Below are 24,777 nucleotides of genomic sequence, written 5' to 3'. Positions count from 1 at the left end.
GGCGCTGAACACGACCAGTCAAAACATCGCCAACTCGCAGACCGACGGCTATACGCGCCAGGGCACGCTGTTGTCGGCCGTGGGGCCGGCGGCCGGCGGCGGCGACGCCGGCAATGGCGTGACGGTGACGTCGCTGATACGCTTTTCCGACGACTACAAGAATCAGCAGCTGTGGCGCTCCAATTCCGACCTCGGCGCCCGCACCCAGACCCAGCCTTATCTGACACAGATGGAACAGGTGCTGGGCGACGACAAATCCGGCATCAGCGCCGGCGTCGACCAGTTCTTCGCGGCGCTCAACGCGGCCGGCGTGGACCCCACCTCGACCCCGCTGCGCCAGCAAGTCATCACGGCGGCCAACGCCATGTCGCAGCACTTCAACAGCGTCTACAACGTCACCACCACCCAGGTGCTGTCGGTCAACCAGCAGCGCAGCGCGGCGATACCGCAGATTAACCAGATCACGGCCTCGGTGGCCGCGCTCAACCAGCAAATCGTCGCCGCCAACGCCACCGGCAGCAACAGCTCGGCCCTGGTCGACCAGCGCGACGGCCAAATCGACAAGCTCGCCTCGCTGGTCGGCATCGAAGTGACCAACCAGAACGACGGCAGCCGCTCGGTGTCGCTGACGGCCGGCCAGCCTCTGGTCGACGGCAACCTGGCCGCCACGATGACGCTCAACAACACCGTCGGCGGCTCGCCGACGCTGCACCTGACCTTCGGCAAGTCCGGCTTCCAGGTCGACGATACCCAGGTCGGCGGCCAGCTCGGCGGCCTGAGCAACTATCTGAAAGGCACGCTGCTGCCGCTGCAACAATCGATCTCCGACCTGGCCGGCCAGTTGTCGGCCAAGGTCAACACGCAGTTCGCGGCCGGCTTCGACTCCGCCGGCAATCCCGGCCAGGCCTTGCTGCAATTTAATCCCGCCAGCGCCAGCGGCCTGCTGCAAGTGGTGCCCGGCCTGACGTCGTCCCAGCTGGCCTTCTCGGGCGACGGCACGCCCGGCGACACCACCAATCTGCAAGCGCTGATCGGCATCGACAAGCAAAACGTCACGCTGACGTCGATAGGCACGGTGCTGATCGGCGACGCCGACACCCAGCTGGTCGGCAAGCTCGGCATCGACAGCCAGCAAAACCACGCCCTGCTCGGCACCGCCACCACCATACGCCAGCAGGCCGAGGACGACTGGAAGTCGACCAGCGGCGTCAATTCGGACGAGGAGGCGATCAATCTGGTCGCCTATCAGAATATGTACCAGGCCAATATGAAGGTGATCGCCGTCGCCAACACCCTGTTCGACGCCACCCTGCAAATGTTCGGATAATTAAGGAAGCACCATGCGTATCGCCAGCAGCCAATTCGAAGCGACCATGAACCGTGGTCTGGAGTTCAACCAGGAGAATATCTCCAAGTTGACCGAGCAGCTCGCCGACGGCAATAAAATCCAGGTGCCGTCGGACGACCCGATCACGGCCGTGCGCCTGTCGCGCCTGACCCGCGAAGACGACACCTTGAACCAGTACCGCGCCAATATCGGCGCCGTCAAGATCCGCCTGAGCAACAACGAAACCTATCTGACCGGCGTCGTCAACGACGTCACGCAAGCCCACGACCAGCTGGTCTGGGCCTCGGACGGCGGCAACTCGTCATCCGACCTCAATTCCATGGTGCAGACCTTGCAGTCCCTGCGCGACAGCATCTATTACTCGTCGAACACCAAGGACGCGGAAGGCCATTACCTGTTTTCCGGCAACCAGACCGGCACGCCCTCGCTCAGCTTCAACGCCGGCGCGGCGGCCGGTTCGCGCTACAGTTACAGCGGCGACCAGGGCGAGCAGAAAGTGGTGGTCGGCAACGGCATCACCCAGACCGCCAACGTCAACGTACAGGGCCTGGACACTTATCTGAACCAGCTCGACGCCGCCATCGACCAGTTGCAAACGCCCGGCATCAACGGCACCGACCCGGCGTTGCGGGCCGTGCTGAAAACGGCGTTGGATGGCAGCGACGCGGCGCTGAGCCTGGTGTCCGGCAAGATCGCCGACCTGGGTGGCGCGCAAAACATCCTCAGCACGCTGGACACCAACCACGCCAACGTCAGCCTGTCGAACGAAACGGCGATGACCGACATCGGCCAGCTCGACTACGGGGTGGCGTCGACCCAGCTCAACGGTTACAGTACCGCACTACAAGCGTCGTACAAGGCCTACGCCAAGATCAGTTCCTTGTCGCTTTTCAACATTTTATGATGATCGTTGCGTAACAGCATATGCAAATCGCTCAAGCCACCAATCCCATCGGCATTGTTCCTGGCAATGCCAGCAATGCCGCCGCGGTCGATGGGACCGCGCTGGGATTGTCTGGCGAAAACGCCGCGACCAAGACGCCGGTGACGCCGACGCCGACCGCGTCGGCCCCGCTGCAACGCGGCCTGAGCAATTGGGACGCGCCCCTGCAGGGCGACATCGCCAGCGCCCAGCAAGCGCTCGATTTCCTCGAACAGAGCGCCTCCCAGCTGCGCAGCCTGAAGGCCGAGCTGAGCGCCAAGATCGCCACGCTGCAACAGCGCGCCGGCACCGTCGAGGCGCGTATCCGCCAGTTCAGCTCGACGTGGAAGCAGCGCCAGCAGTCGTCCGGCGGCACCCTCGATTCCAATCTGCATTTCAGCCGCGCGCCGGCGCGCCAGCGCTTCACTGTGCGCGGCATGACGCTGAGCAACCTGCGCGCCGGCGGCCGCGAAACGCTGAGCATGTCGGTCGGCGGCAGCGCCCAGGGCTTGCGTTCGGTCACCCTGCAATCGGGCATGAGCGACGGCGACATCGTGCAAGCCTTCAACACGGCGCTGGCGCCGTCCGACATCACCGTGGCGGCCGACGACGACGGCACGCTGGAGTTTTCCACGCCCGAATCGAGCTGGAACACGGTGCGCGACAGCCTCGCCGTGCAGGGCGGCGGCATCCGTTTCCCGGCCGGCCAGCTCAGCCGGGTCAAGGCCGACGCCACCGCGCCGGCCATCGATCCCGACAGCTGGCAAACGTCGGACACGGATGGGCTGCGCCAGACGCTGCAACAGGTGATCCAGGCGCTGGCCCAAGTCGAGCAGGCGCAATCGCAGGTCAGCGACGCGCTCAGCGCCGCCAGCAGCCGCGTCGACAGCAGCCAGTCGGTGGCCGCCACGCCCGTCAGCATGACGCAGGTGGCGCAGAGTTTCGTGTCCAGCACGGGACAGCCGGGCTACCAGTCGCTGCTGTCGGTCAGTTCGGCGCTGGTGGGCATCAGCCGTGAACGCGTGGTGTCGCTGCTGTCGCTGGCCTGAAGTGGGTGGCGGCGCCGGCCTCAATTGGGGCCGGTGGCCGCCGTCACACCGCCGCCGGATACGCCCACCTTCAGCCAGATTCAGCCAGATTCAGCCGCGCATCGCCCTACCCTATGTCTGCGCCCAGCCCAGCGGTCCCTTGCGGGCCAGCACGGCCAGCTGCTTCGCCGGCATGGCCCGCGCAAACACAAAACCCTGCGCGTAGTCGCAGCCGGCGTGCGCCAGCAGGGCCGCCTGCGCCGCCGTCTCGACGCCCTCCGCCACCACTTTCAGCCCCAGCTTGTGCGCCATCACGATGATGGCTTCGCACAGCGCCAGGTCGCCGGAGTCGCTACTGAGCTCGTGGACGAAGCTGCGGTCCAGCTTCAGGAAATCGATGTCGAAATGCTTCAAATGGGCCAGCGAGGAATAACCGGTGCCGAAATCGTCCAGCGCCACCTGCAAGCCCATGGCCCGCAGATCGCGCAGCCGCTGGCTGACGTGGCTGGCCGTGTCGAGCAGCACGCCTTCGGTGATTTCGATCACCAGACTGCTTTCCGGCAAATCGAGCGCCGCCACATGGTCGACCCAGCCCTGGCACTGCGCCGCGTCGCCGCGAAATTGCACCGGCGACTGGTTGACGCTGATCTGGAACGCCGGATGCAGCTCGGCCTGCCACTGTTTCACTTGCCGCGCCGCCTGGCGGAACACCCAGTCGCCGATTTCTATCATCAGGCCGCTGGACTCGGCGAAGGGCATGAAGTCGACCGGCGCCAGCAGGCCGCGCTCCGGGTGCCGCCAGCGCAGCAGCGCCTCGGCCCGCTCGATGGCGCCGCTGCGCAGGTTGACGATGGGCTGGTAGTACAGCTCGAACTGCTGCTGCGCCAGCGCCTGCCGCAAGTCCAGCGCCGCCTGCAAGCGCGCCTGCGCCGCCAGTTGCAGATCGGCCGTGAAATAGCTGTAGCGGTTGCGCCCGCCATGCTTGGCCGCGTACATGGCCTGGTCGGCGCAGCGCAGCAGCTGCTCAGCCTCGACCGCGTCCGACGGATACAGCGCGATGCCGACGCTGGCCGACACGCAGGCGCTGTCGTTTTCCAGCAAGAATGGCCGGTTCAGCCCGGCGATCACGTTTTGCGCGATGCGCTCGACGCTGGAAACGTGGTCCAGGCCCGACAGGATGATGGTGAATTCGTCGCCGCCCAGCCGCGCCAGCGTGTCCGAGGCCCGCACGCAGGCGCCGATGCGGTGCGCCGTCTCGACCAGCAGCGCGTCGCCCTGGGCGTGGCCGAGCGTGTCGTTGACTTGTTTGAAGCCGTCGAGGTCGATGAACAGCAGCGCCAGGAACAAGCCCTCGCGCTGGGCCTTCTTCATTTCCTGGCGCAGCCGGTCCTGGAACATGTGGCGGTTCGGCAGCGCCGTCAGGGCGTCGAAATTGGCCTGGTGCCAGATCTGCTCGGCCGACTCCTTGCGCGCCGTGATGTCGCTCACCAGCGCCAGCGCGCCCATGTAACAGCCTTCGGCGTCGAAGATGGGATTGGTGGCCAGCGTGGCCCACAGCGCGCTGCCGTCCTTGCGCAGGAATTTGAATTCATGGCGCTCGGCGATGCCCTGCTGGCGCCGCGCGATATTGCGCTCGAGGATGGCGCGGCCCTCGTCGTCCATGAAGGCCGGCAGCGGCTGCTCCAGCATTTCTTCGATGGTGTAGCCCAGCATCTGCGCCATCTTGGGATTGACGAAGCTGGTGCGCGCGCCGGCGTCGATTTCCCAGATGCCCTCCTCGGCGTTGTGGACGATGCGGCGGAAACGTTCCTCGCTGCGTTCGAGCGCGGCCAGCTTGCCCTCGGCCAGTTCGAGCACCACGCGGAAGGCCTGGCCGCTGCCGTCGGCGCTGGCGCGCAAGGTCGCCGGATAACCGGGGTCGTGTGGCGAGCGCACCATCTGCAAGTCGCAGCGCTGCGGCGCGTCGTTGTTGAGCGCGTCGCGCACGAAGCGGTCGAAGTCGTCGACGAAGCGCGCGCTGACATAGTTGCGGAACTGGGCCCGGCCGGGATTGTCGCGCTTCAGGCCCAGCAGGTCGGCGCCGACCACGTTCATCTGCAACACCGTGGTGTCGAAGCCGAGCACGAAATAGCCGACCGGCGCCAGTAGATAGATATCGTTGAAATACGCCTGTTCGCGCGCGCGCAGCAGGCGCTCGGGGGACAGCGCCACGTCTTCCGCGCTGAGCTGCGAGGCCGCGCCACCGGGGATGCCGCCCATCGCGGCCAGCATCGCCTGCCCCGGCGTCAAGCCCGTCAGATGGCTCACGCCGGGCACCAGCGGCACGCGGCTGCGGTGGGCCGCCTCGACGGCTGGCGCTTGCGGTTCGTTTTCCATACCCCCCCCTTTCGCGCCGTTCAGCGCGCTGGCCAAGCTGTGCCATATAGGCAACAACTAGTGGCCGCTTAAGACTAGCATTGATGCCGGGCGCTGTCGAGCGCCGGCTGCGTCCGGGGGAAAGAGAGCGGCGGCGGCGTTGCGGCGGGCGCACTCAGCCGCGCACTCAGCCGCGATTTCAGCCGAGGTTGCAGCCGAGGTTGCAGCCGCGATTCAGCCCCGGTTCAAACGCCGCTCGGCGCGCCGCTGCACGGCCTCGAAGGCCAGGCTCATCATCCAGTAGATGGCGGCGGCGGCCAGGTACAGCGGCAGCGGCCGGAAGGTGGTGGCGATCACTTCCTTGGTCGACAGCATCAGCTCGGTCAGCGTGATGACCGACACCAGCGAGGTATCCTTGATGAGGCTGATGAGCGTGTTGCTCATCGATGGCACGGCGATCCGCAGCGCCTGCGGCAGCACCACGTGGTACAGCGTGCGCCAGTAACCGAGTCCCAGGCTGTAGCTGGCGGCCCACTGGCCACGGCTGACGGCGCCGATCGCGCCGCGCAGGCTTTCCGACAGATAGGCGCCGGCGTTCAGGCTCAGCGCCAGTATCCCGGCCGTGACGGGCGCGAATTCGACGCCGATGGTCGGCAAGCCGTAATAGATGACGAACATCTGCACCAGCAGCGGCGTGCCGCGCATCAGGCTGACGTACAGCGTGGCCGGCCAGCGCAGCGCGCGCCACGGCACGATGCGCAGTATCGCGGTCGGAAAGCCCAGCAACAATCCGCCGGCCATCGCCGCCAGCGCGAACATCAGCGTATAGCCGGCGCCGCGCAACATGACCGGCGCCGCTTCCCGCAACAGCTCAAACAAGTCCATCGCTTACGGCGCCACGCTGGCGTCGGTGCCGAACCACTTCAGCGACACCGCTTTCAGGCTGCCGTCGGCGCGGATGGCGTCGATGGCCTGGTTGAGCGCGGCCTTGAATTGCGGATTGCCCTTCTGGAAAGGGATGGCCATGTGTTCGACCTGGCCGACGTGGGCGCCGGCCTTGATGGGCAGCGTGGAATTTTTCAGCAGATAGGCCGCCATCAGGCTGTCGTTGAGCGCCGCGTCGATGCGGCCGATGGCCAGGTCGGACAGGGTGTCGGGCGCGGCCGCATAGGATTTGACGTCGATGCCGGCCACGGCCTTGGCCTGCTGCTCGTACAAGCTGCCCTGGCCGACGCCGAGGCGCTTGCCTTTCAAGTCGGCCAGCGCCGCGTAGCTGGCGGTGGAATCCTTGCGCACCAGCAGCTGCGGCACCGAATAGATATACGGCTGGGAAAAGTCGAAGGCTTGTTCGCGCTTGGGATTGACGCCGACCTGGGCCACGATGACATCGTATTTATTGCCCGACAGCCCGGCCAGGATGCCCGACCATTCGCTGGCGATGAATTCCGCCTTCAAGCCCATGCGGGCCGCCAGCAGACGCGCGACGTCGACGTCGTAGCCGGTCAGCTGGCCGCTCTTGTCCTTGAAGTTGAACGGCGGATACGTGCCCTCGGTGGCGATCTTCAGCGTGCCGCGCGCCTTGACGGTGTCGAGCAAGTCGGCCGCGCCGGCGATCGACGCGGTGCCGGCCAGCAGCGCCAGCAAGGACGCGGCCGCCAACTGGCGGCCCCAATTAAAACGATCTGCGATGCGCGCTGTCGGCATGGGTTTCCTGTTCATTCAAAAAAATCGCGCAAAAAAATCGCGCTGGCGATACAGCGCGTTCAACCATGCGTCCCACCATCAGCGCGGCAGCGGCTGCTTGCGGTGGCGCGCGCCGAAATGGTGGCCGACCACCAGGATGGAACTGGCGATCAAACTGCTCAAGCCCATCATCAGCTCGATCAGCTTGTCATCCGGCATGATCCACACCGACGCCTTCGGCCGCTCGATGCCGGCCACGGCCATGATCAGCGGCGCGATCCAGTCCGCGTCCGGCGTCACATCGAGCACCAGATAGCCATCCTGCGTCGTCTGCAAGAACACATCGCCGCCCTCGGCCAGCGTAAAACAGACGCCGTAGCCGCTCTCGTTGCGGCCGATATTATCCTGCATGCTGCGATTATGTTCCTCTATCCACAGCTCGACGTCGGCCGCCGTCTCCAGGCCGCTCCACGGCACCGGCTTGAAGCGCGGCGCCGCCTTCTCTTCACTATCCTGCATAATCACTTTCTCCACGAATCCGGCGCCAGTTTACTCGATGTTTGACGACTGGCTCCTGGGCGCGGAGAAAAAGCGCCGCCGCTGGCCGGCGCTCAGCCCTTCCAGGTGCGTTTGAGGCCGGTGTCCGTGTGGATCCAGCCGCCGCGCGGGCCTTCGCGATAATAAAAGCCGACGCCGCCCTGGCGGAAGCTGCGCACCAGCCCGCCCAGCACCTCGGAATTGAGGTTGGCGATGCGGATGTCGGCGGCGCGCCCCTCGATGTGCAGCGACTGCCGCGCCGCCGGCACGCCGGCCTCGCGCAGCTTCTGGTTCGACGACGGCGTGCGGTAGCCGGACAGGATTTCCAGCGGATGGTCGATGCCGTAGCGGGCCACGAAGGCTTGCGTGCCCCACAGCGTCTCGAACAGTTTGGGATCGATGGGAATGGTGGCCTTGCCGTTGACGTCGCGCATCAGGTGGCACAACTCCTGATAGGCCGAGTCGATCACCTCGCCATCCTTCCAGTACAGGATTTTGGCGCGCTCGCCGCTGGCCGGCCGGATCACGTCCAGCGTGCGCGGCTTGAGCCAGAATTCCAGATCCAGCGCCTGGGCATCGAAGATGTCGGGCGGCGGTTCCAGTTCGGTGGCCGAGGCCGCCGCCGGGGCCGGCGCGCGCGCCACGGACGGTGGCGGCGCGTTGGGGTGGAGGATGGCCGCGTGGGCCGGTTTCGCCGCCGCCACATCGGCGCCGCGCGATGCGCAACCTATCATCGGCGCCCCCAGCAAACCCACTGCCGACCAACCCAAACCCTGTTGTAAAAACTCTCTGCGCGACGCCATAGCTAATCCATTGAAACAATATGGTTACTATAGTCGATAGCGGAGGGAAATGAAAAACCGCAGAAACGAAATCGTGAAATATTTTCCCGCGCGCCGGCCGCGCATCAGCCGATACCGCGGCCGCGTTGCCGGCGCATCAGCCATACAGCGCCGGCGGCGCCAGCTCGGGACGGTCCGGCGCCAGCAAGACCGCGTGGGGCTGGTCGAGCAGATGGCCCTGAGCCAGCAACGCCACGCCCGCCTCTCCGGCGATGGCGCGCAAGGCCGTCAGCGTCGCCGCGCTGTCCAAGCGTTTGAACACCACGCGCACGCCTTCGCCGGCGCAGCGCCGCAGCAGCGTCACGGCGTGCGCGGCGTGCGCGGCGTGCGCGGCGGCATCGGCCGCATCGGCGGTGACGGACGGAAAATGGCGCGCGTCGAGCTTGACGACCGCCGGCCGCACCCGGTCCAGCAGCGCCAGCGCCTCGCCCGGTCCGGCGGCATTGATGGCGTAGCGAAATCCGTTGCGGCGGTAATTGTCGGCGACATAGTTGAGCAGCCAGCCCTGCTGCGCCGTCACCTGCGGCAGTTGCAGCACGATGCGCGCTGTCGGCAGCGCCAGCGCGTCGAGGATGCGCTGGAAGGCGTGGCCGTGGTTGCCGCCGACCGCGCTCAGCAGCCGCGCATGCACGCTCAGGTACAGATCGGCCCCATCGTCGGCCGCGTGCTGGCGGAAGAAATTAATCGCGTGCAGCATACGGCACAGGCGGTCCAGCTCTATCGATTCGTCGTCGCTGGCCGCGTGGTCGAGCAGCCGCCACAGCGACAGGCCCTGATCGGCCGCCGCCACGCCGCGCGCCAGCCCTTCATAGGCCAGCACGCGGCCGTCGTCGAGGCGGCGCACCGGCTGGAAGGCGCTGCTCATCGTGCTGTTGAAAAAGCGTCCCTGCGCCTTGCCGTCGGCGTCCAGCCAGATGCTGGTGGCGGCGCGGCCGGCGTCGGACAGCCGCGCCAGATAATTTTGCAAGACCGGAAATGACATACAACTCCTCCATCGGACGCGCGGCGGCGCAAAGACCCCAGCGTAAGCCGGCCCGCCACGCGCGGGAAGGAATCGTTTCGCGCATGCGTAGATGGACTCCGCATAAGGCCCGGTTCAGCCCGGGAAACCTTATATAGAAACAAACATATTGCGCGCAGGCGGCCGAATCGGCTACCATGCATCTCTTGACCTGCCACAACCTTCACAGCTTCAACATTGCCGACCTCCATGCCGATCACGATCGCAATCATTGAAGACAATCTGGAATTTCTGCGTCGCTACAGCGACATCATCAGCGCCTCGCCCGACGTCGAACTGCTGGGCAGCGCGACCACCGGCCGCGACGGCCTGGCCCTGGTCGACCGCTGCCGCGCCGACGTCTACCTGATCGACCTAGGCCTGCCCGATTTGAATGGCGTGGAAGTGATCCGTCATGCCGTGCGCAGCCATCCCGACTGCGACGTCGTCGTCGTCACCGTCTTCGCCGACGACGCCCACATCATGGCCAGCATCGAAGCCGGCGCCACCGGCTATTTATTGAAAGACACCTCGCTGGCCGAACTGGTGGCCTGCATCCGCACGCTGCGCGACGGCGGCGCGCCCGTCAGCCCCGTGATCGCACGCAAAATCCTGCAACGCTTCCACATCAGCAAGACGGTCCAGCCGGTGCCGCCGTCGCTGCTGACCGAGCGCGAAATCGAAGTGCTGCGCACGCTGGCCAAGGGCCTGAGCTTCAACGAGATCGGCGAGCTGTATGCGATCTCGCCGCACACGGTGGCGCGCCACGTCAAAAACATCTACAAGAAACTGGCCGTCCACTCGCGCGGCGAAGCCGTCTACGAAGCGACCGCCCTGGGCCTGCTCTGATGGCGCCGGGCCGCTCGGCCTTGCTGCGCACGGTGATCGGCGGCGTCGTGCTGCTCAATCTGCTGATCGCGGCGCTGCTGGCCCTGGTGCTGCAACAAAGCCACGGCCAATATCAACGCCACGCCGTGGTTACGGCGCAAAACCTGTCCATCGTACTCAAGGAAAATATCTCGGCCACGGTGCGCGAGATCGACGTCGCCCTGCGCACCGCCAGCGAAGACATCGAGCCGCTGCTGGCGCCGGCGCCGGGGCATGGCGGCGCCATCGATGCGCTGCTGGCGCAGATGCGCCAGCGCCAGCCGGAACTACTCGCGCTGCGCCTGTACGACGCCGGCGGCCGGCTCAGCCACGGCACGCCGCTGGCCAGCGGAGAAACCGCCGCCACCGGCCTCGATTACTTCCAGGCCCTGCGCGACAATTCGGCGCCCGGCCTGGCCCTCAGCCCGCCGATGTATGACGACCGCAGCGGGCGCTGGAGCGTGGTCTTCGCGCGCGGCCTACGCACGGCCGACGGCGGCTTCGGCGGCGTGCTCGCCGCCCGCGTCGACTTGCAGCGCCTGACCAGCGCCTTCGCGCTGGTCGAAGTGGGCCCGCACGGCGCCATGACGCTGAGCAGCTCCGACGAACAAGTCTATGCCCGCTACTCCAGCCTGCAAGTCGATCCCAGCCTGACCGGCAAAAGCATCAAGTCGGTCAAGCTGCGCGACTATGTGGCCAGCGGTGTGCAACCGGCCGCGTATATGTTCCAGTCGAAACTGGACGGCGTAGAACGGCTGATCTCGCTGCGCCGCATCTTCGACCAGCCGGTGCTGCTGGCGCCGCGCAACCTCTATTTCAGCGTCGGCCTGGCCAGCGCCGACTACCTGCAGAAATGGTATGAGGAATTATATGTGGCGCTGGCGCTGATGTTGCTCAGCCTTACCGTCAGCGGCGGCGCGGCGCTGACGTTGCTGCGCTTCTGGCGCGAACGCAGCGCCAGCCTCGAACAGGTGCGCGCGCTCGAGCGCGAACGCGCCGTCAACGACGAAAGGCTGCGCATCGTCCAAGACTTGCACGACGGCGTAGGCTCGCAGCTGCTGTCGACGCTGATGATGGTGCAGAGCGGCGGCGCCACCCAGGCCGAAACCGTGGGTCTGCTGCAAGAATGCATGGACGACATGCGCCTGGCCATCGATTCCCTGTCGCCGGACGAGCCCGATCTATTGCCCGTGCTGGGCAACTTCCGTTATCGCATGGAAGCGCGCTTCAAGGGTGTGGGCTTGCAGCTGCGCTGGACCAACCACGCGCTGCCGGACTCGCTGGCCATCGCGCCGCATGACGGCCTGCAAGTGCTGCGCGTGTTGCAGGAAGCGCTGGCGAATGTGTTGCGCCACGCGCAGGCCAGCCTGGTGACGGTGGACCTGCACTTTTCGCCGCAGCAGCTGAGCGTGCGCATCCGCGACAACGGCATCGGCTTCGCGCCGGCGGACAAGCCGACCGGCCACGGCTTGGCGAATATGCGCTCGCGGGCCGCGAAAATCGGCGCCGCGCTCCACATCTACCGGCTCCAGTCCGGCACGGCGCTCGATTTCGACCTGCCGCTGGAAAAGCTCTAGAGGTTGTTGCAGTTGCAAAAACGTTTGCGTCCCGCCACCGGCTCGCCGGAACCGGCCGCCAGCTGCTTCCAAAAGAAACTGGTGTCCACGCCGTAGGGCGAGCGCACCTTGCCGGAATCGACATAGCCGCGGGCCGCGAAGAAAGACGCGCCGCTGGCCGTGCTGTGCAGCTGCAAGGCCTTGACGCCCCAGGCGCAAGCCTGCTCTTCCATTTTGGCCAGCAGGGCGCGGCCGACGCCCTTGCCCCGCGCCTCCGGCAACAGATAGCACAGCGCCAGCTTGCCCGCGCCCGTCAGCAGCGCGACGCCGACGACTTCGCCTTCGATGACGGCCACCAGTGAAAAATTGGTCGGCGAACCGAACCAGCTGGCCACCATGTGCGGCGTTTTGTTGCCCAGCCAGGCGTTCAATATGGCCGCGTCGTTACGGTGGTCCAGAACACAACATTCCGAAATCGAACGACGCAACACATTGCACGCGGCAAACGCATCTGTCGAAGCGGCAATACGAATTTCAAGACTCATGTACGCTCACAAAATATTCCCATAGCAGGTGTAGCCTGCCGCGCCAGCGTCGGCCCGGCTACTCGATGCGTAATCCGACTATACACCAAGCCGCCGAAACCGGTCCGGCGGCGCCCGCAACGGCGCGCTCCCGGGCCAGCGGCCAGCGCCGCCGACTAGCGCCACAGTAGTCCCACCGGCGGCGATAGACAAATCATGTTTTCGAGCATCAATATAGCGTTTTTGCATACAGGCGCTGTGCGCTGCTGTATTGTTCTTTTTACGCTTGGTTCTAAGCATATAACGAAAAAAACGTATCTTTTTCGCGGGAAATTTTACACCATTGATATCTGTTTTTTACGAAAGTACACCATGAACCATGAAAATTCCGCATTTAGCCGCCGCCGCTTGCTGAGCGGCGCCGTGGCCGCCGTCGCTGCCACGGCGGCCCTCGCGCTGGCGCCCACCGGCAACGCCTGGGCCGCGCCGGAGGTCGCGCTGCTCAACGTCTCCTACGACGTCACGCGCGAGCTGTTCAAAGATATCAACCCCGCCTTCATCGAAGCGTGGAAGAAAAGCAGCGGCGAAACCCTGGTCATCAAACAGTCGCACGGCGGCTCGTCCAAGCAGGCGCACTCGGTGGCCGACGGCCTCGAAGCGTCGGTGGTGACGATGAACCAGGCCAACGACATCGACGTCATCGCCGACCGCGGCCTGATCGCCACCGACTGGGCCAAAAAATTCCCCAACAACGCCGCGCCTTTCTACTCGACCATGGTGTATCTGGTGCGCAAGGGCAATCCCAAGCAAATCAAGACCTGGGACGACCTGGCCAAGCCCGGCATCAAAGTCGTGGTGCCGAATCCCAAAACGTCCGGCAACGGCCGCTACACCTATCTGGCGGCCTGGGGTTCGGTCATCAAGAAAGGCGGCAGCGAGGCGCAGGCGCGCGAGCTGGTCGGCAAGATCTTCAAGAACGTGCCCGTGCTCGACACCGGCGGCCGCGCCGCCACCACCACCTTCACCCAGCGCCAGATCGGCGACGTGCTGGTGACGTTTGAAAACGAAGTCGAACTGGTGCGCGCCGAATTCGGCGACAACTTCGAAGTCGTCTACCCGGCCACCTCCATCCTGGCCGAATCGCCGGTGGCCGTCGTCGACAAGGTGGTCGACCGCCGCAACCTCCGCAAGGAAGCGACCGCCTACCTGAACTTCCTGTACTCGGACGCCGGCCAGGAAATCATCGCCAAGCACTACCTGCGGCCGCGCTCGGACGCCGTGTTCAAGAAATACGCGGCCAACTTCAAGCCGATCGCGCTGTTCACGGTCGACGAGGTCTTCGGCGGCTGGAAACAGGCGCAAAAGAAGCACTTCGACGACGGCGGCGAGTTCGACAAGATTTACCAGAGCAAATAAGACCCAAATACACCTAAGCAAGAGCAGCGCCAGCCCGCCGGCCGCTCGCCGCAGGCCGCACCGCTTGAAAAGCCCTGAAGCTCCCCCTTCAGGGCTTTTTTTCCACCGGACAGGCCGCATGATAGCCACACTGTAGACTCGAAACTACTTTAATGTTATTGTCTATCCTTAGGATAATATTGCTGTATAGCTAGAGTAGTTATGCGCAGCGCCTCCTCCCGGCGCCCGATAGACGCCCGACCCCAAGAACATTCCATGCTCAAGAAAATTGTCGCCGTATTGCTCAGCTCGTTCACCGTGGCCGCTTTCGCCGTGCCGCTTGGTTCGCAGTCCGTGCTGGTCGTCGAAGACGGCACCGGCAAAGTGCTGCTCGAAAAAAATTCCAACGTGCAAGTCCCGATCGCCTCGCTGACCAAGTTGATGACGGCAATGGTCGTGCTCGACTCCAAGCCGAACATGGACGAAGCCATCGCCATCGACAAGCAAGACGTCGACATGCTCAAGCACAGCACCTCGCGCGTGCCGGTCGGCGCCACCATCGCCCGCCGCGACGTGCTGCAACTGGCGCTGATGTCGTCCGACAACCGCGCCGCCGCCTCGCTGGCGCGTACCTATCCGGGCGGCATGCCGGCCTTCCGCAGCGCCGTCGACGCCAAAATCAAGGTGTTGGGCATGAGCCAGACCGTCATCGAAGAGCCGACCGGCCTGTCGCCGCACAATATGTCGACTGCCGCCGACCTGGTCAAGATGGCCACGGCCGCGTCCCAATACGCCGATATCCGCCGCATCACGACCGACACCAAAGACATCATTAGCATCAATGGACGCAAAGTCGAGTACCACAACACCAACCGCCTGGTCGGCGCCAAGGGTTGGGACATCGGCATGTCCAAGACCGGTTACACGGAAGAAGCGGGCCGCTGCCTCATCATGCGCATCAAATCGGCCGGCCACAACGCGACGCTGGTGTTGCTCAACGCCAAGGCCAGCTCGGCGCGCATCATGGACGCGCTCAACATCCGTCGCTTCATCGCCGGTTCCGACGAGCCAGAAGTATTGCCGGCCAGCAGCGTCGTGCATCACCACCACCACAGCCGCCACCGCCGCGCCGCGATGTAGTCGCTTCAATATTCAGATAAACAGCCGGGCCGCACGCCCGGCTTTTTTACGCCCGCGCGGCGTGAATAGACTGCGCAAACAAAGCCGGAAACTCAAGCGGCCGCACCACCAGGGTCAGACCGTGCTGCGCTGGCGCGGACCTCGGCCACCGCCCTCAAGCAGGATCTGACCCCAAATGAGGTTCGCGGCCGCCTTGGCGTCACCGGGTCAACAAAAAGCCGCGTCAAACTCCTCCTCGGCCGCAAACCCGCATGGACACTCGCTTTCCGCGCGATCCCGCCAACATTTCACACCAATTTTTGGTATATACATACCAATAACTAGCTTAAATGAGGCCAAAAAAACGGGCCGCATCCATCCAGCCCGCCCGCCATCAACACCGCTCACCCCAGCTCAAGCCCCGATCAAACCCCGCAAGCCCGAGGCCCTGTGCGTCCTCAACGCCACCGCTTCCAGCAGCAGCTGCGGCGTCGGCGACACCAGCGTAAACATGTCCCTGGCCCGCGTGATACCCGTATAAATCAACTCGCGGGCGATCACGGCCGCGCCATCCCTGGGCAGCACCAGCACCGTATGCCCGAATTCCGAGCCCTGCGATTTATGCACCGTCATCGCGAACGCCGTCTCCACATGCCGCAAGCGGGTCGCAAGCACGCTACGCACTTTTTCACCATCCGAAAAATAGACGCGCAAATATCCGGGCCGCGCCGGGTCCGGCAAGGTCAGGCCGATGTCGCCATTAAATACCTGGGTGCCATAATCGTTGCGCGTCACCATTACGGGCCGTCCTACGTACCACTCGCCGCGGCGCGGCAGCAATCCCGCCTTTTCCAGCGATTGTTCAATGGATGCATTCAATCCCGACACGCCCCACTCGCCGTCGCGCACCGCGCACAAGATGCGGAACGACTCGAAGCTGGCCAGCACCGCCCGCACCCAGTCCTCGTGCGCCATGGTTGCCGCGCCATCCTTGACCAGCGTCAGATACGGCCGGTAGCCGCCGGCGCCTGCCCGGCCCGCCAACGCCAGCTGCAACACGTCGGCCTGCTGCGCCGGCTCGATCCACGCGACTTTGCCGCCGCTGTCGCCGCGCAGCACTTGCCGCACCGCCTCGCCGTCGCCGGCGTTGACGGCCAGCGCCAGCGCGCCTATCGGCCCGCTGAAACGCCGGCTGTGGCGCAACATCACCGTCTGCTGCGCCAGCGCGCCGGCGTCGCCCCGGTACTGCGGCGGAATATCCTGCCCGGCCGCTTCCCGCACATAGTCCAGCGTGGCCGCCGTGTAGCCGCCGGCCTGGGCCTCGTGGCACAGGTCGCCCAGCACGGCGCCGGCCTCGACCGACGCCAGCTGGTCTTTGTCGCCGAGCAAGATCAACATCGCGTGCGGCGGCAGGGCCTCCATCAGCGAGGCCATCATTTCCAGGTGCACCATCGAGGCCTCGTCCACGATCAGCACGTCGACGTCGAGCGGATTGCCGCGATGGTGCTGGAAGGCGCGCGTGTCGGGCCGCGCGCCGAGCAGGCTGTGCAGGGTGCGCGCCGAGCCCATGCGCTTGGCCAGCTCGCGCAGCGGCAGCGCCGCGCCGACCTTGCCGGCCAGGCCGTCGAGCGCGTGGTCGATCGACTGTTTCAGCCGCGCCGCCGCCTTGCCCGTCGGCGCCGCCAGCGCCACGCGCAGCTGGTCGCGCTGGCGCCCCGCCAGCGCGAACAACAGCGCCAGCAGACGCGCCACCGTGTAAGTCTTGCCGGTGCCGGGTCCGCCCGTGATGATGGCCAGGTTGCCGTGCACGGCCACCGCGCAGGCGATCTTTTGCCAGTCCGGCCCGGCGCCGTCGACGTCGGCCGCAGCAGCGGCGGCGGTCGCGGCCGGCATCTCGTCGAACAATAGATCGAGCCAGTGCCGCACCGCCGCCAGATCCGGCGACCGCAGTTCCAGCGCTCGGGCCCGCACCGTGTCGGCCACCGCCGTCTCGTCGCGCCAGTAGCGCCGCAGATACAGGCGCTCGCCGGCCAGCACCAGCGGCTCGCGCTGGTCGGGCTCGGCCACCGGCCACACTTGCGGCGCCGCCGCCAGCGCCTCGCGCCATGCCGAGGCCCGCTCCGGCACGCCGCCCGCCGCCTGCCGCACGGCCGCCCACTCCTCCTCGCTCCAGCCCATCAGGCCGCAGGGGTCCATCGCCAGCTCGTCGAGCATCAAGCAGCTGTGGCCGCGTCCCTCCAGCTCCGACAGCAACGCGCAGGCCAGCAGCAACGGCGGCGTGGCCTGGCCGACCGTGCCGATAAAGCGCGCGAACGCGCCGCTCAGGCGCCGCAGCTTGCCGGCGTCCGTCAGCAGGTCGAGCTGCGCCAGCAACGCCGCGTTGGGGGAGGATGGATCATTCATCATGGTGGTGCTCAAGCTGCGTCGCCTCGTCGAGTAAAGTGTCCAGGCCATCGAGCAGGGCCAGGTCCGGCTCCAGCACGTAGCAACCGCGCGTGTGCGCATTGCCGATGCCGCGCAAGAAGAAGAATATCGCCCCGCCCAGCTGCGCCGCCGGATCATAGGCGTCGCCGAGCCGGCTTTGCAGCAGCCGGTGCAGGGCCAGCATGTAAATCGCGCCCTGGATATCGTAGCGATGCTCGGCCATGCCGCCGGCCAGCGCCTGCCGGTGATAGGCCGCGTCGCCGGCGCCGAGCGCGTTCGATTTGTAATCCAGCACCCAGAACCGGCCCTCGTGCTCGAACACCAGATCGGCGAAGCCCTTCAACATGCCATGCAACTGGCGCTCCGGCAGCGCCGGCCGGGCGATGCCGTCGAGCAGATGGACGCAGCACAGGCGGTCGAGCGCGCCGCTGCTCAGGCGCTCGCTGGGGAACCAGAACTCCATCTCCGGCAGCGCCGACGCGATGTCGCGCAGCGCCACGCCCAGCGCCGGCAAAGGCGTGACGGCGATGGCGCGCAGCCAGGCGATGGCGTCGTCCTGACGGTTGGTCCAGCCGGCGCGGGCGATGCGCTTGACCAGCCGCTCGTCGAAATGGGCCTCGTCCACGCTGGCGAAACCCTCCTGCCCCATCCACTCCAGCTGCTCGTGCAGGAAATTGCCGGGCACGGAACCGCGCGGGAAGCGGTGCCACGGCGCGTCGTCGGTGCGCGCGCCGCCGGTCGCCGGCGGCGGCGCGTCTTCGTTCTCCATCAGCTTTTCCTGCAAGGCGTCGCGCGGCACATGGCTGGCCGCCGCCGGCCCGACCCGCCGCGCCAGCGAGGTAAAGCTGCCGACCGCCCAATCGCGCTCGAAACGCCCGCCGTACACGCCGGCGTCGACCAGCGGCGGACGCTGTTCGACGCGATTCAGCAGCGTGATTTTTTGCGGGGCGCCTGGCGCGAGCGGCTGCGCCGCTTCCAGCGCGCGCACGTCCATGGCCGCGCAATCGCCGCGCACCCGCTGCCAGCGCTCGGCCAGCAGCTCCGACGCCAGCGCCGCGCCGCCGGTCAGCAGATAGCCGAGCGCCGAATCGTGCAGCGTATTCTCGCCGGCCTTGCGCGCCGCCAGCGCGGCCACGCCCAGCCACAGGAAGTGGCGCGCGCGCGTCAGCGCCACGTACAGCAAGCGCAAATCCTCCTCGATGCGGGCCCGTTCGACGGCCGCCAGCGCCGCGTCGGACAGGGCCAGGTCGATGTGGCGCACGCCATCGCCGTCGGTGTATTCAAAGAAGCTGCGGTTGCGCCGCTCCACCTTGCGCGCCGTGACCGCGAACGGCAGGTACACCAGCGGATATTCCAGCCCCTTCGATTTATGCACCGTCACCACCTTGACCAGCTCCGCGTCGCTTTCCAGGCGCAGCACGCGCTCGTCGCCGCCGTCGCTGCGGCTCTCGATCTGCTCCGCCAGCCAGCGTATCAGCGCCTGCTCGCCATCGAGCTGGCGGCTGGCCGATTGCAGCAGCTCGGCCAGGTGCAGCAGATTGGTCAGGCGCCGCTCGCCGCCGGCCTGCCGCAACAGCGCCGCCGGCAGTTGCAGCTCGTGGATGAAGCGCCGCAGCATCGCCAGCACGCCCTGGCGCTGCCACACGATATGCAGCGCCTTGAGCTGCTCGACGCGGCCCTCCCACGCCAGTTCGTCCGACGACAGCCGCGCCAGATCGGCCAGCGTCAGGCCGGCCGTGCGCGTCGCGAACGCCGCCCGCGCCAGGGCGCCGTCGAGCGGATTGGCCAGCGCCGACAGCCAGCGCAGCACGTCGGCCGCCTCCTCGCTGTCGACCACCGAATCCTTGTCCGACAAATAGACGCTGGCGACCTTGCGCCGTTGCAGCGCGCGCCGGATTGCCGCCGCCTCCTTGCGGTCGCGCACCAGCACCGCGATATCGGCCGGCTGCAAGCGCACGAATTTGTCGCCGTGCCGGAAACCGGCCTCGGGATCGTTGAGCAGCGTGACGATATGCTCGGCGCAGTGGTGGGCGAAGAAGTCGCGATAGCCGTCGGCCTTCATGTCGTCCTGCGCGCTGAGCGCCACCGTCAGCGCCCGCAGGTCGCCGTCCACGCCGACCAGCTTTTCCTTGCGGCCCATGGCGTCGACCGCGTCGAACGGCAGCGGATTGCTGCCATCGCGCCCGCGAAAGCGGAACGCGCCGGAGGCGAAGCCGCTGTGCGTGCCATCGCCCTCGGCGCGCAGGAACAGGCGGTTGACCGCGTCCACCAGCGCCGCCGTCGAGCGGTAATTGGTGCCGAGCTGGTAGTGCCGGCCCTCGGTGGCCGCGCGCGCCGCCAGATAGCTGTGGATGTCGGCGCCGCGAAAACCGTAGATCGACTGCTTCGGATCGCCAATCAGGAACAGGCCCCGTTGGCCATCGTTGTCGGCGACGCGGTACAGCAGGTCGAAAATCTGGTACTGGTTCGGCGCCGTGTCCTGGAATTCATCGACCATCGCAATCGGATACTGGTCGGTGATGCGCTTGCGCAGCGCCTCGGCGTTCTCGCCTTGCAGCGCGCCGTTCAAGCGTTCGAGCATGTCGGCGAAACCGAACTGGCGGCTGCGGCGCTTGAGCTCCGCCATGCGCTGCGCGACCGACGCCGCCGCGTGCAGATACAGCGCGTGATTGAGCGATGCGATGTCCTTCAAGCCGTCGGCCAGCGTCGTCGTCATCTCGAAATCGTCCGGCACCACGGCGCTGAAGCCCTTGGAAAAAGCGTCCGTCATGCCGTCCGGCGTCAAACGGTGCCAGGCCGTGTCGGAGATTTTCGGCAGCACCAGGAAATCGTCGGCGGCCCACGCGCGCAGGCCGTCGAACCAGCTGACCAGCGACGCGGCGCGCAGCTTGTTCCCGTTGAAGCACTTCGGCGCCGCCTCGCGGTGCCGGGCGATCCACTGTTCCATGCGGTTGGCGCGCTCGATCCAGCCGGCCTTCAAGCCGTCCAACTGCGCGCGCTGCGCCAGCTGCACGCGCGCGATCAGCGCGGCGAGCGACTCGCCTTCCACCATCGCGGCGCCGGCGCCACGGATTTCGCCGGCGGCGTCGCTGCGCCTGGCCAGTTCGCGCACCGATTGTTTCAGCGCGCCGACATCGGCCCAGCATTCCAGCAGCGGCGTCAAGGCCTGCTCCTTGAGCGGATAGACTTGCTGGCGCCAGTAGTCGTGGGCCGCGTCCTCGAACAGCGCGTGTTCGTCGCTGACCAGTTCCTCGTCGAACAGGCTGCCGCTGTCGAACGCGTGCTCGCGCAGCATGCGCTGGCACCAGGCGTCGATGGTGAAGATGGCCGCTTCGTCCATCGTCTCGGCCGCGAGGATCAAGCGGTGCGCGGCCCGCTGCCGCTCGGCGTGCGAGGGATAGGAGTCGAGCAGCGCGTCGAGATACGGGTCCGGCTTTTCAAGCTGGCCGCGAAAATAGGCGGCCGCTTCGACCAGCCGTTCGCGCACGCGGTTCGACAGCTCGCGCGTGGCCGCGCGCGTGAACGTCATCACCAGGATATCGGCCGGCAGCAGCGGCCGCACAAAGCCGTCGGCGCCGCCGTGGCCCAGCACCAGCCGCACGTAGAGCGCGGCGATGGTCCAGGTTTTGCCGGTGCCGGCGCTGGCCTCGATCAGGCGCGAGCCGTGCAGGGGGAATGTCAGTGCTTCCAGTTTCATGATGCGTCCTCGCCGCTGATCGGCGTGATCGTGATGTAGTCCCTGAGCCAGATCGCCAGCGGCTCGTACAGCGCCAGCGAGCAGTCGGCCCATTCCTCCTCGGCCGACAGCGCGGCGAAGTCGGGCCACAGGCGCGCCAGGCAAAGGTCGGCGCTTTCGCCGGCGAGGTCGAAGCCGCCGTCGTAGACCGCGCGCGGGTCGCCCGCCTGCGCCAGCGCCAGCGCGGTCTTGCAGGCCACCGGCAGCGGCCGGCCCATGCCGTCGCGCCAGATCGTCACCAGCGTTTCCAGCGCCGCCAGCGCGTCGGCCTGCGCCAGCGGCTGCATGGCGACGATGGCGTCGCGCGCCACCAGGATGCCGGTGGCGTTCACGCCCATGGCGCCGATGGCCAGCTGGCGCAACCACATCGCGATCAGTTTGTCGCCGCGCGGCTGCTGCTGTTTATCGGTGACCTTGGACGACATCTGCGCCAGCCACACCGTCTCGTCGCCGTTGCTGCGCAGCTGGTCGATCCAGTCTTCCAGCGGCACGCCGCCGAATTGCAGATCGACCGCCAGCTTGGGCGCCGGCAGCGGATAGTGCGAACACAGATTGAGCCACGCGCTGCGCACCGGCACCAGCGCCTCGACCAGCTGCTGCTGCCACTGCTGGCCGATCAAGCCTATCGGCAGCAGGCCTTCGCGGCCCAGGCGTTCGGCGCGCGCGCCCAGGTTGGCGCGCACTTCGTGCATCGCCTCCGGCGCGCCGCCGTCGTCGAGCATCACGTCTTCCAGCAGATAGCGTTCCAGCGCGTTGAGCGAGAACGGTTCCTCGTCCTCGCCGACCAGCGCGTTCTCGCCGAAGTGGACGCCGAGGCGCTGGCGGAAGAAATGGCGCACCGGCTGGCGCAGGAACTGCGTCAGCGCCACCAGCTTGAGGCGGAATTTGTCGTCGATGTCGAACGGCGCCAGCGTCTCGGCCAGCGTCGTCTCGTCGGCGTCGACGGCGTGGGCGGCGCGCCATTCGCGCGCATAGGTCAGCAGGCCGCCGGCCTCGAAATAGCGCCGGCTGAACGGCTGCAAGGCGTGTTCGGTGGTGCGCGCGCGCAGATCGTCGTCCGTCATGTGCCAGCCGGTCTTCAGATAATCGCGCAGCTGCGACACCAGCACCGACGGCGGCTGCTCCGAGTTGTCGCGCACATTGCGGCCGACCCAGCTGATATACAGCTTGTCGCGCGCGGCCAGCAGCGCTTCGAGCATCAGGTAGCGGTCGTCGTCGCGCCGCGAGCGGTCGCCGGGACGGGCCATGCCCGGCTGCGCCAACAGATCGAAATCGGCTTTCGGCGCGCGGCGCGGGAAGTCGCCGTCGTTCATGCCGAGCAGGCAGACCACGCGGAACGGCACGGCGCGCATCGGCATCAGCGTGCAGAAGGTCACGCCGCCGGACACGAACTGGTGGTTCAGGGTCGGCTCGTCGAGGGCGCCCAGCCACGCTTCGCGCAGCACGGCCAGCGGCACCGCCTCGTCGAAGTCGGCGCCGTCGCAGGTGGCCAGCCATTTGGTCAGCGCCTCCTCCAGCTGCGCCAGCGTGAGGCGGTCGCCCTCCTCGCCGGCCTTGAAGAATTGCGCCAGCAGCGCGCGCGCCAGCGCGCCCCACGCGGCCGGCGTGTGCGGCGCCGCCAGCACGGCGCGCCAGTGCAGCAGCGCTTCGACCAGCTGCGCCAGCGAGCCGGCCAGCGCCGCATCGAGGCCGCCCACTTCCGCATACGGCTCGATGCCGGCGTAGCTGGCGCCGGCGCCGCTGGCGTAACCGAGCAGCATGCGCCGCACGCCGAAGATCCAGGCGTTCTGTTCGCCGGCCGACGCCAGCCCCAGGCCGCCTCGGTGCGACTGGTCCAGGCCCCAGCGCACGCCGGCGCCTTCTATCCACAGGCCCAGCGTCGGCAAGTCCTCCTCGTCGAGGCCGAAGCGCGCCGCCAGCGCCGGCACGTCGAGCAGGTCGCGCACCTCGCTCTGGCGGCAGCGCTGCTGCGGCAGACGTAACAGCCATTCCAGCGCCACCAGCAACGGGTTGACGCTGCGGTCCTTGACGTCGGCGATCTCGAACGGGATATAACGCGGGTCGCTGCGCTTGTGCTGCGCGAAGACGGCGTGGATGGCGGCCGAAAAAGTGTCGATGTCGGGCACCATCACCACCACGTCGCGCGGGCGCAGCGGCGCGCCGCTTTCGTCGCCGCCGTCGCCGCCATCACCGGCCGCGAACATCGTCAGCAGGCGGTCGTGCAGCACTTCGACTTCGCGCTGCACGCTGTGGGTGACGTGGAACTCCAGCGACTGGTCCGCGCGCGGCGGCGCGATGCCGGCGTGTTCGCTCAACGGCAGCAAGTCGCGCACCGCGGCCTGCACCTGGCTCAATAAAGTGTCGCCCTCGCCTTCGCTGAACAAGTCGATGCGCAGCGTGGCGGCCGCGTCCTCGCTGCGGTTGGCGGCGGCCGCCTCGTCGAATTCGTCGAGCATGCGGATGAAATCGCGGCCCTGCCGTCCCCAGCTCGCCAGCAGCGGGTGGCTGTGCGCGTGCAGTTCTTCCAGCGGAATCTGGCCCAGGTCCTGGCCCTTGCGCAGCTGCTGGCGTTTATGCGCGGAGCGCAGCAGGTCGCGCCCTTCGATGATGTCGCCCCAATAAAACTGGCAGGGATTGGGCACCGCCAGCAGCACCTGCGTGTGGCGCGCCAGCGCGGCCAGCGCCTGCAGGCTTTGATACGGCAGCGCCGACACGCCGAACAGCACGATGCGGCGCGGCAGCCGGCCGGCCGGCGGCGCGCCCGCTTCGATGGCGGCGACGAATTCGGTGTGGACGGTGGCGCGTCCCAGCTCGCGGTACTGCTCCGGCACGTCGGCGATCACGGCGCGCCACAACTGTCCCTGCCAGCGCTGGTCTTGCGGCAGCGGCACGGCCTCGCCGCGCGCGCCGCGCAGCTGGTCGCGGCCGGCGGCCCAATCGGCCAGCCAGTCGGCGCGGTAGACCTGGTACTGGTCGAACAGGTCGGCCAGGCGCTCGGCCAGTTGCAGCCGGCGCTCGGCCTCGCCGTCGGCCAGGAAGTGGCGCAGCGGCGCGAACACGGGATCGGCCAGCAGCGTGGGCAACAAGCGCATCAAGCGCCACGTCAGCGGCGCCTTGTCGAAGGCCGACACCACCGGCACCCGCTCGCGTCCCAGCATGCCACGATAGGTCTCCCACAAAAAGCGCGCTGGCAGCGCGACGCGGGTGGCGGCGCAGACGCGCATTTCCTCGGCCAGCGCGATTTTCAGCCATTCGGCCACGCCGTTCGACTGCACCAGGAAGATGTCCGGCTCCAGCGGCCCCAGTGGATGGTTGCGCAGCCATTGGAACACGGCCGCGCGCAGCTGCTCCATCTGGTTGCCGTGCAAAATGAGCAGGCCGGGCGTGACAGTTGATGACATGGAGGTCCGTTGGGTGGGCCGACGCCGCCGTGGACCCATG

Annotated in this window: 17 protein-coding genes; 7 read left to right on the top strand and 10 right to left on the bottom strand. The window is 66.9% G+C overall.

The features are described from left to right. The 3 genes from flgK to Q0S71_RS19110 all read left to right on the top strand — a co-directional run. Positions 1–1,327: flagellar hook-associated protein FlgK (flgK, locus tag Q0S71_RS19120; protein ID WP_295999440.1), on the top strand; the 1,327-nt coding region annotated here is incomplete at its 5' end. A gap of 13 nt (positions 1,328–1,340) precedes the next feature. Continuing rightward, positions 1,341–2,252: a flagellar hook-associated protein FlgL gene (flgL, locus tag Q0S71_RS19115; protein ID WP_295999437.1), complete on the top strand. Its 912-nt coding sequence runs from the start codon at positions 1,341–1,343 to the stop codon at positions 2,250–2,252. 20 nt (positions 2,253–2,272) lie between these two features. Further along, positions 2,273–3,319 carry a hypothetical protein gene (locus Q0S71_RS19110; protein WP_295999434.1) on the top strand — a complete coding sequence of 349 codons (1,047 nt, stop codon included), beginning with the start codon at positions 2,273–2,275 and terminating at the stop codon, positions 3,317–3,319. A 111-nt stretch (positions 3,320–3,430) separates the two neighbouring features. Here Q0S71_RS19110 and Q0S71_RS19105 read toward each other — a convergent pair whose 3' ends face one another. From Q0S71_RS19105 to Q0S71_RS19080, 6 genes are all read right to left on the bottom strand, one after another. Continuing rightward, positions 3,431–5,674 carry an EAL domain-containing protein gene (locus tag Q0S71_RS19105; RefSeq protein WP_295999431.1) on the bottom strand — a complete coding sequence of 748 codons (2,244 nt, stop codon included), beginning with the start codon at positions 5,672–5,674 and terminating at the stop codon, positions 3,431–3,433. A gap of 213 nt (positions 5,675–5,887) precedes the next feature. Continuing rightward, on the bottom strand, positions 5,888–6,538 hold the full coding sequence (locus Q0S71_RS19100; protein WP_295999428.1) for an amino acid ABC transporter permease: 651 nt from the start codon (positions 6,536–6,538) through the stop codon (positions 5,888–5,890). Positions 6,539–6,541: 3 nt separating this feature from the next. Further along, positions 6,542–7,357: a transporter substrate-binding domain-containing protein gene (locus Q0S71_RS19095; RefSeq protein WP_295999426.1), complete on the bottom strand. Its 816-nt coding sequence runs from the start codon at positions 7,355–7,357 to the stop codon at positions 6,542–6,544. 78 nt (positions 7,358–7,435) lie between these two features. Then, entirely contained in the window at positions 7,436–7,855 is a 420-nt protein-coding gene (locus Q0S71_RS19090) for a hypothetical protein (RefSeq protein WP_295999424.1), read from the bottom strand. A 92-nt stretch (positions 7,856–7,947) separates the two neighbouring features. Further along, the gene (locus tag Q0S71_RS19085; RefSeq protein ID WP_295999421.1) at positions 7,948–8,607 is read right to left on the bottom strand and encodes a DUF882 domain-containing protein; all 660 of its coding nucleotides are present in this window, start codon (positions 8,605–8,607) and stop codon (positions 7,948–7,950) included. A gap of 205 nt (positions 8,608–8,812) precedes the next feature. Further along, the gene (locus tag Q0S71_RS19080; protein ID WP_295999419.1) at positions 8,813–9,697 is read right to left on the bottom strand and encodes an EAL domain-containing protein; all 885 of its coding nucleotides are present in this window, start codon (positions 9,695–9,697) and stop codon (positions 8,813–8,815) included. A 228-nt stretch (positions 9,698–9,925) separates the two neighbouring features. Here Q0S71_RS19080 and Q0S71_RS19075 point away from each other — a divergent pair, with 228 nt between their 5' ends. Continuing rightward, a complete protein-coding gene (locus Q0S71_RS19075; RefSeq protein WP_295999416.1) occupies positions 9,926–10,564 on the top strand; it encodes a response regulator transcription factor in 639 nt (212 codons plus the stop codon). Further along, complete coding sequence (locus Q0S71_RS19070; RefSeq protein WP_295999413.1) at positions 10,564–12,159, top strand: ATP-binding protein; 1,596 nt, start codon at positions 10,564–10,566, stop codon at positions 12,157–12,159. The genes Q0S71_RS19075 and Q0S71_RS19070 overlap by 1 nt, the downstream gene beginning before the upstream one ends. On the opposite strand, the gene Q0S71_RS19065 is transcribed toward Q0S71_RS19070, so the two are convergent. Further along, positions 12,156–12,569 carry a GNAT family N-acetyltransferase gene (locus Q0S71_RS19065; protein ID WP_367185320.1) on the bottom strand — a complete coding sequence of 138 codons (414 nt, stop codon included), beginning with the start codon at positions 12,567–12,569 and terminating at the stop codon, positions 12,156–12,158. The two genes, Q0S71_RS19070 and Q0S71_RS19065, sit on opposite strands and share 4 nt — an antisense overlap. A gap of 465 nt (positions 12,570–13,034) precedes the next feature. Between Q0S71_RS19065 and Q0S71_RS19060 the strand changes: the two genes are divergently transcribed. Together Q0S71_RS19060 and Q0S71_RS19055 are read left to right on the top strand one after the other, a co-directional pair. After that, positions 13,035–14,078: a sulfate ABC transporter substrate-binding protein gene (locus Q0S71_RS19060; RefSeq protein ID WP_295999408.1), complete on the top strand. Its 1,044-nt coding sequence runs from the start codon at positions 13,035–13,037 to the stop codon at positions 14,076–14,078. Positions 14,079–14,333: 255 nt separating this feature from the next. After that, complete coding sequence (locus tag Q0S71_RS19055; RefSeq protein ID WP_295999405.1) at positions 14,334–15,197, top strand: serine hydrolase; 864 nt, start codon at positions 14,334–14,336, stop codon at positions 15,195–15,197. 393 nt (positions 15,198–15,590) lie between these two features. On the opposite strand, the gene recD is transcribed toward Q0S71_RS19055, so the two are convergent. From recD to recC, 3 genes are read right to left on the bottom strand one after another with little or no spacing between them, the layout of a single operon-like run. Then, the gene (recD, locus tag Q0S71_RS19050; RefSeq protein ID WP_295999403.1) at positions 15,591–17,582 is read right to left on the bottom strand and encodes an exodeoxyribonuclease V subunit alpha; all 1,992 of its coding nucleotides are present in this window, start codon (positions 17,580–17,582) and stop codon (positions 15,591–15,593) included. Continuing rightward, the gene (gene recB / locus Q0S71_RS19045; protein WP_295999401.1) at positions 17,572–21,297 is read right to left on the bottom strand and encodes an exodeoxyribonuclease V subunit beta; all 3,726 of its coding nucleotides are present in this window, start codon (positions 21,295–21,297) and stop codon (positions 17,572–17,574) included. Before recB ends, recD begins: the two co-directional genes overlap by 11 nt. Beyond that, a complete protein-coding gene (recC, locus tag Q0S71_RS19040) occupies positions 21,294–24,737 on the bottom strand; it encodes an exodeoxyribonuclease V subunit gamma (protein ID WP_295999398.1) in 3,444 nt (1,147 codons plus the stop codon). Before recC ends, recB begins: the two co-directional genes overlap by 4 nt. Positions 24,738–24,777: the final 40 nt, after the last annotated feature.

Source organism: Rugamonas sp. (assembly GCF_025354735.1).
Taxonomy (GTDB): Bacteria; Pseudomonadota; Gammaproteobacteria; order Burkholderiales; family Burkholderiaceae_D; genus Rugamonas.
Note: the sequence above shows the minus strand (reverse complement) of the source record. Positions and strands in the feature narration are given on the sequence as shown.